Genomic DNA, 7,079 nt, shown 5'->3' on the forward strand with positions numbered 1-7,079 from the left:
GGTCGCGGCCATCGCCGCGGCCGCGACCACGGCCGCCGAGCAGCTCGCCGGCTCCGACGGTGCCCGGCTGTACACCCGCGAGCACGGCAAGGTGCTTTCGGAGGCCACCATGGAAATCGACACCGCACCGGTCATCGCCTCGCTGCTCGGCTCGATGGCCGAGGCAGCGCTGGCGCCCGAGCAGCTCGATCCGCAATCGGCCTACCCGCGGCTGCAGCGTGAGCCGTACGGTGTTGCGGCACTTGTCATTCCGTTCAACTGGCCGCTCGCGGTGACGATGACCAAGCTGTCCTCGGCGCTGGCCGCCGGCAACACCGCAGTGGTCAAGGTGCCGCCGACCTGCCCGCTGGCCGCGTTGCAGCTCGGCGCGGCGCTAGCCGCCGCGCTGCCGCCCGGCGTGGTCAATGTGCTCGCCGGACCGGGCACCGAACTGGCTCAGGCGTTGGTCACCCACCCGGGCGTCGACGTCATCTCGCTGACCGGCGGGGTGGCCACCGGGCGTGCGGTGATGGCGGCCGCCGCACCGCGGCTGACCCCGGTGCTGCTGGAACTCGGCGGCAACGACGCCGCGATCCTCGCGCCCGACCTGGCGGTCAGCGACGAACTCGTCGAGCGGCTGGTGAGCGCCACCTACACCACCGGCGGCCAGGTGTGCATGGCGATCAAACGGCTGTACGCACCGGCCGGCCGGGTCGGCGAGCTGGCCGACGCGGTGCTGGCGCGCTGCGACCGGGAGGTGGTCGGCGACGGCCTGGCCGAGGAGACCACGCTCGGCCCGCTGCACACCGCCGCCGGATGCGACCGGGTCCGGAAGCTGGTCACCGACGCCGAGGCGCGCGGCGCGAGGGTCCGGACCGCCGGGCGCATCCGCGACGCCGACGCGGACGCCGGCGGCTACTTCGCGCTACCGACCGTCGTCACCGGCCTGCCGCCCGACTCCGCGCTGGCCACCGAGGAGCAGTTCGGCCCGGTGTTGCCGATCTTCGGCTACGACGGCCTGGATGATGCGGTGGCCGCCGCCAACGCCACCGACTTCGGTCTCACCGCCTCGATCTGGACCGGCGACGACGCGCTGGCCGACCGGGTCACCGCCCAACTGGTCGCCGGCACGGTCAGCGTCAACTGCCACGGCATGGCAGCCCAAGATCCGCGGCTGCCGTTCGGCGGCGTCGGCCAGTCGGGCCTGGGCCGCGAATTCGGCGTCGACGGGATCCGGGCGTTCACCCAGCCCCGGGCATTCGTGCGCCAGCCGGCACCGGCGTAGCCCTTCATGCGTGAATGAGTCATCTATACTCATGTTATGAGTAAGCGCCTGCAGGTTCTTCTCGACGCCGACGAGTGGGAACAGATCCAAAAAACCGCGCGTCGGCACCGGACGACCGTGTCGGAGTGGGTTCGCCGCACGTTGCGCGAAGCACAGGAGCGGGAGCCGGGCGGCGACCTTGACACCAAGTTGCGCGCCATCCGCACCGCCATGCGTCACGAGTTCCCGGCTCCCGACATCGACCAGATGCTGGAAGAGACCGAACGCGGATACTTGGTCAATTGCCCGGCGCCGCCCGACGCCGCACCGTGATCTTCGTCGACACCAACATCCCCATGTACCTGGTGGGCGGCTCACGCCCGCACAAGCTCGATGCCCAGCGCGTGCTGGAATCCGCGCTCTCGGCGGGCGAACGGCTGGTCACCGATGCCGAGGTACTGCAGGAAATCTGTCACAGGTATGCGGCGATCAATCGGCGCGAGGCGATCCAGCCGGCCTTCGACGCAGTCCTACAGGTGGTCGACGATGTGTTGTCGATCGGGCACGCCGACGTTGAGGGTGCAAAGGACATCATGTTGCGCTACCAGAGCTTGTCTGCCAGGGATGCGCTACACGTCGCGGTCATGGCCCGCCACCACATCGCTCAACTCGTGAGCTTCGACCGCGGCTTCGACGCCTACCCGGGAATCAAGCGACTGCTCTGACCGGCGGGGCGAGCGCCACAGCCACACCGCCGTGCCGATCAGCACGGCGACGAACACCACCGCGTAGCCGCCGGGGACGATGTCATTCCAGACACCGCCGGGCCGCAGCGAGAGCACACCCGCCGCTTGACTGTGAGCCCGTACCGAGGTGAACCAGCCGGCAAGCAGCACCCACAGCGGCCACAGCGTCCATGTCGAGCAGGTGCGGCCCAGCACGTAAGCCCGAAACCCGAGGTGCACGATCAGCGGTGCGAACCACACCCAGTGATGACTCCAGCTGAATGGCGAGGCAGCGGCGCAAGCCATCCCGACAATGGCTATGGCCAGAACGGCGTGGCCGCGCCGGTAGGCGAGCGCGGCAAGCGCCACCGCAACCGCCGCGAGCACCACCGCCGCCGCGGTGGCCAGTGCCGCCGGTGCGTGCAGCCGCGTCAGCAGCCCGCCGACGCTGGCATTGGCGGTGCTGGCGTACGGATTCTGTGAGATCCGGCCGGCGTCGTGGAAACCTCCTCGCAGCCAGTAGAACGCGGAATCTGTTGGCAGCAAGACGAATCCAACGACAAGTGTCGCGACGAATGTCGCGCCGGCCACCACCGCGGCACGCAGCCGGCCGGTCGCGGCCAGATAGACGATGAACAACGCCGGGGTCAACTTGAGCCCGGCCGCCAGGCCGATGCCGATGCCGACCCATTTCCGCTGCGCAGGACCCAACAGGTCGGTCAGCACCAGTACCAGGATCACAATGTTGATCTGCCCGAGCTGCAGCGAAAGCCGAACGGGCTCAAGCCATGCCACCAGACCGACCAATAGCGCTGTGAGGCTCCATAATCCACGTCCCGCGGTTAGCCCCATCGCGGTCAGCATGCGGCGGATCGCGTAGGTGGTCAGCCCACACATCAACAACAACCAGAGGATCTGCACCGTCGGTTCGCTGATATAGGCCAGCGGCAGCAGACCCAGTGCCGCGAACGGCGGGTAGATGAACAGCAGCGTTTTCGGATTGCCGGTCAGTCCAACCGAGTAGAGGTCAAGTCCGTCCCGCACCCGCGTCGCGCCGAAGCGGTACACCTGCAGGTCGACCTGGACCAGCATGCTGGGCCAGCGGACATATACCACCAGATAGAGCAGCAGCGCCGCGGCCAAGACCGCCGGACCGCCACGGCGAACCCAGGGTGAAACTGTCGTCATGCCCACGAGTGACCAAGGGTAGCCGAGACTCGCATCTTTGCATTGATTGCATAGATAGCATTGACACCGCACGAGGCCCATCGTTAGCTTCAGCTATGGGGCTGCTGCCGGACCCCGCTCCGCGTGAGCGACGGCACGTGGTGATTTCGGTCGACGACCACGTCATCGAGCCACCCGACATGTTCGCCGGGCGGCTTCCGGCCGCGCTGGCCGAGCGGGCACCCCGGGTCGTCGAGACCGACGACGGTCGCCAGGTGTGGCACTACGAGGACAGCCAATATCCCAACATCGGGCTCAATGCAGTGGTCGGGCGACCGCCGGAAGAATGGAGCATGGAACCGGCCCGGTTCGACGAGATGCGTCCCGGCTGTTGGAATATCAAGGCCCGCGTCGCCGACATGGACCTGGCCGGTATCTGGGCGTCGTTGAACTTTCCGTCGCTGATTGCCGGCTTCTCGGGCACCGTGTTCTGGAAGAGCAAGGATCGGCAGCTGGGCCTGGCGGTGCTGCGGGCCTGGAACGACTGGCACCTCGAAGTGTGGGCCGGCAGCTTCCCGGAGCGGATCATCCCGCTGCAGCTGCCGTGGCTGGCCGACCCGCAGCTGGCGGCCGAGGAGGTCCGCCGCAACGCCGCCCGCGGCTTCAAGGCGGTCAGCTTCCCGGAGCTGCCCGCCCAGTGCGGGTTGCCCAGCCTGCACACCGGGGTGTGGGACCCGTTTTTCGCCGCGTGTCAGGACACCGACACCGTGGTGTGCCTGCACACCGGATCGGCCCAGTGGGCGCCGATCCCGGCGCCGGACACCCCATTCGAGACCATCACCACCCTGTTCCCGGTCAACGCGCTGGTCGCCTGCGCCGACATGTTGTGGTCCGGCATCCCGGTGCGCTTCCCGCGGCTGAACATCACCCTGGCCGAGGGCGGGCTCGGCTGGGCGGCCATGCTCGGCGACCGCGCCGACTACGTGCTGGCCCACTCCGCTTCGGGCCGCGAGGGCGGATCCTGGACGGGTCACCTATTGCCCAGCGAGGTGCTGCGGCGCAACTTCTGGTTCTGCTCGATCGACGACCCGCACGCGTTCGGCGCGCTGGACGCGATCGGCGCCGAACGCATTCTGGTCGAAAGCGACTACCCGCACGCCGATTCCACCTGGCCGGACACCCAGGAGGTCGTCGCTCGCAACGTCGCCGGCCTGTCGGCCGAGGACGCCGCACGCATCACACATCGCAACGCCGCGAAGCTGTTTCGCCACCCACTGCCGGACAACGGTTGGCTGACATGCTAGACCTGCTGATCCGGGACGCCGAGATCGTCGACGGCAGCGGGGCGCCCGCCCGCCACGGCGATGTCGGTATCGAGGACGGCCGGATCGCCGCGGTCGGTCACGTCGACGACGGCGCGGCGCGCACCGTGGATGCGGCCGGGCAAGTGCTGGCGCCGGGCTTTGTCGACCTGCACACCCACTACGACGCGCAACTGTTCTGGGATCCGACCGCCAGCCCGTCGGTGCAGCACGGTGTCACCACGGTCTTCGGCGGCAACTGCGGCTTCACCCTGGCGCCCGCGGCGCCCGAGCAGCAGGACTACCTCACCCGGATGCTCGCGCGGGTCGAGGGGATGCCGCTCGACGCGTTGCGGGCCGGGCTGGATTGGGAATGGACGTCGTTCGGGGACTGGCTGGCCCGGTTCGACGGCCGCATCGCGGTCAATGCCGGCTTTCTGGTCGGCCACTCGGCGCTGCGGTTGGCGGCGATGGGCGGCGACGCGGTCGGCGGCCAGGCGAGTCCGCAGCACATCGCGCAGATGGTCGATCTGCTGCATGATGCGCTATCCGCTGGGGGGCTGGGCCTTTCGACGTCGCAGTCGCACACCCACAACGACGCTGCGGGGCAGCCCGTGCCGTCGCGCAGCGCGTCGCGCGAGGAGTTGGTGGCACTGGCAGGCGGTGTCCGCGACCATCCGGGCACCACACTCGAGGCGATCATCCCGGGCTGCCTGTCCGGGTTCACCGACGACGAGATTGCGCTGCTCACCGACATGTCGCGGGCCGCCGACCGGCCACTGAACTGGAACGTGCTGGGCGTCTCGGCGGCTAACCCGGCCGGGCACCAGGGCCAGCTGCGGGCCTCCGAGGTCGCCGCCGAGCGCGGCGCCCGGGTAGTCGCGCTCACCCTGCCGCACGCCATGGGCATCCGGTTGTCGTTCCTGAGCGGTTTCGTGCTCGACGGGCTGCCCGGCTGGCGCGACACCATGCACCTGCCGGTGCCCGAGCGGCTCAAGGCGCTTACGGATCCGCAGGTGCGCCACCGCCTCAACGACGGCGCCCACTCAAAGGAGGCCGGGATCTTGCGCGGGTTGGCGAACTGGGAGCGGCTGATCATCGTCGAGACGTTCGCCCCGGAAAACGCCGACGCCACCGGACATTCCGTGGGCGAGGTAGCCGCCGCCCGCGGTCACGAACCGTTCGACACATTGTGCGACATCGTGATCGCCGACGAACTGCGCACCGGGCTCACACCGCCGCGGATGGGCGACGAAGCCGCCGACTGGCGGGCGCGCGCCGAGGTGTGGCGGCACCGCGACGCGGTGATCGGCGGCTCGGACGCCGGGGCCCACCTCGACATGATGTGCGGTGCCATTTACACCACGTCGCTGCTCGCCCACGGGGCGCGCGAGCATCAGGTGGTGACGCTCGAGGAGGCCGTCCGGCTGATCACCGACGTCCCCGCGCGCCTGTACGGGCTTCGCGGCCGCGGCCGGATCGCGCCGGGCTGGCATGCCGACCTGGTGCTGTTCGATCCGGCCACTGTCGACCACGGCCCCGAACGCACGTGCTACGACCTGCCTGCCGGCGCACCCCGGCTGGTGGCCGACGCCCGTGGCATCAGTTCGGTGCTGGTCGGCGGTGTCGAGGTGTGTCGCGACGGCGTGGCCACCGGCGCGATGCCCGGCACGGTGCTGCGCTCCGGGCGGGACACCGAAACGGTGCCGGCTGATGGCTGAAACTGTGAACCCGCCCCTCGACGAGTTCGAACCGACCGAACTGCAGGGCGGGCTGCTCATGCAGGTCGAGAACGTGCATGAGCGGCTGCGCGCGGCGCGCACCAAGCACCCGGTGATGGTCGGCAATCCGTTCGCCGAGACCTCCACCCAGACGCTGGGCGACGCGGGCATGACGGTGCTGGGGTACGAGGAGTGCCGGACGGTGCTCACCCACGACGAGATGTACTCGTCGTCGATCTACGAGCAGATCATGGGCCCGGTCATGGGCCGCACCCTGCTCGAACTCGACGGCGCCGAGCATCGGGTGCACCGGGCCCTGGTGACACCGTCGTTTCGGGCTAAGGTGCTCGAACGCTGGCGCGGTGAACTGGTACAGGTCGTGGTCAACGATCTCATCGACCGGTTCGCCCCACGTGGGCACGCGGAATTGGTTCGCGAGTTCACCTTCGCGTTCCCGGTTCAGGTCATCGCACGGCTCATGGGCCTGCCGCGCGAGGACTACCTGCGTTTCCAGCGGCTGTCGATCGAGCTGATCAACGTGGTCTACGACTGGGACCGCGGAATCGCCGCATCTGCAGCGCTGAAGGAGTACTTCGGCGGCGTTCTCGCCGAGCGGCGGCGCGACCCGCAGGACGATCTGATCAGCACGCTGGCCGAATGCGAGATCGACGGTGCGCGGCTGACCGACACGGAGATCTTTGCGTTTTTGCTGCTGATCTTGCCGGCTGGAGTCGAGACCACCTACCGCGCCTCGGGCAATCTCCTGGTCGCGCTGCTCACCGACCCGGTGCTGCTGGCGGCGGTCCGCGCGGATCGTGCCATGGTCGGTGGTGCCATCGAGGAGGTGTTGCGGTGGGAGCCGCCGATCACCTCGATCGTGCGGGTCACGACCCGCGACTGCGAGCTCGGCGGGGTGGCGATC

The 7,079-nt window shown here is 69.1% G+C and carries 7 protein-coding genes; 6 read left to right on the plus strand and 1 reads right to left on the minus strand.

Annotated elements, in window-relative coordinates; genetic code table 11:
- From ACRDTL_RS14925 to ACRDTL_RS14935, 3 genes are all read left to right on the plus strand, one after another.
- On the plus strand, positions 1–1,264 hold a 1,264-nt coding region (locus tag ACRDTL_RS14925), incomplete at its 5' end, for an aldehyde dehydrogenase family protein (RefSeq protein ID WP_431507481.1).
- Positions 1,265–1,300: 36 nt separating this feature from the next.
- Positions 1,301–1,576, plus strand: coding sequence for an antitoxin (locus ACRDTL_RS14930; protein WP_431507482.1), 276 nt, complete (start codon positions 1,301–1,303; stop codon positions 1,574–1,576).
- Entirely contained in the window at positions 1,573–1,968 is a 396-nt protein-coding gene (locus ACRDTL_RS14935; protein WP_431507487.1) for a type II toxin-antitoxin system VapC family toxin, read from the plus strand. The genes ACRDTL_RS14930 and ACRDTL_RS14935 overlap by 4 nt, the downstream gene beginning before the upstream one ends.
- Here the strand turns inward: ACRDTL_RS14935 and ACRDTL_RS14940 are convergent.
- The gene (locus ACRDTL_RS14940; protein ID WP_431507483.1) at positions 1,873–3,156 is read right to left on the minus strand and encodes a glycosyltransferase 87 family protein; all 1,284 of its coding nucleotides are present in this window, start codon (positions 3,154–3,156) and stop codon (positions 1,873–1,875) included. The two genes, ACRDTL_RS14935 and ACRDTL_RS14940, sit on opposite strands and share 96 nt — an antisense overlap.
- Before the next feature lie 95 nt (positions 3,157–3,251).
- Here ACRDTL_RS14940 and ACRDTL_RS14945 point away from each other — a divergent pair, with 95 nt between their 5' ends.
- The 3 genes from ACRDTL_RS14945 to ACRDTL_RS14955 form a co-directional block, all read left to right on the plus strand.
- Entirely contained in the window at positions 3,252–4,439 is a 1,188-nt protein-coding gene (locus tag ACRDTL_RS14945; RefSeq protein ID WP_431507484.1) for an amidohydrolase family protein, read from the plus strand.
- Positions 4,433–6,157 carry an N-acyl-D-amino-acid deacylase family protein gene (locus ACRDTL_RS14950; RefSeq protein WP_431507485.1) on the plus strand — a complete coding sequence of 575 codons (1,725 nt, stop codon included), beginning with the start codon at positions 4,433–4,435 and terminating at the stop codon, positions 6,155–6,157. Before ACRDTL_RS14945 ends, ACRDTL_RS14950 begins: the two co-directional genes overlap by 7 nt.
- Positions 6,150–7,079: cytochrome P450 (locus ACRDTL_RS14955; RefSeq protein WP_431507486.1), on the plus strand; the 930-nt coding region annotated here is incomplete at its 3' end. The genes ACRDTL_RS14950 and ACRDTL_RS14955, both read left to right, overlap by 8 nt.

Source organism: Mycobacterium sp., assembly GCF_050700595.1.
GTDB lineage: Bacteria > Actinomycetota > Actinomycetes > Mycobacteriales > Mycobacteriaceae > Mycobacterium.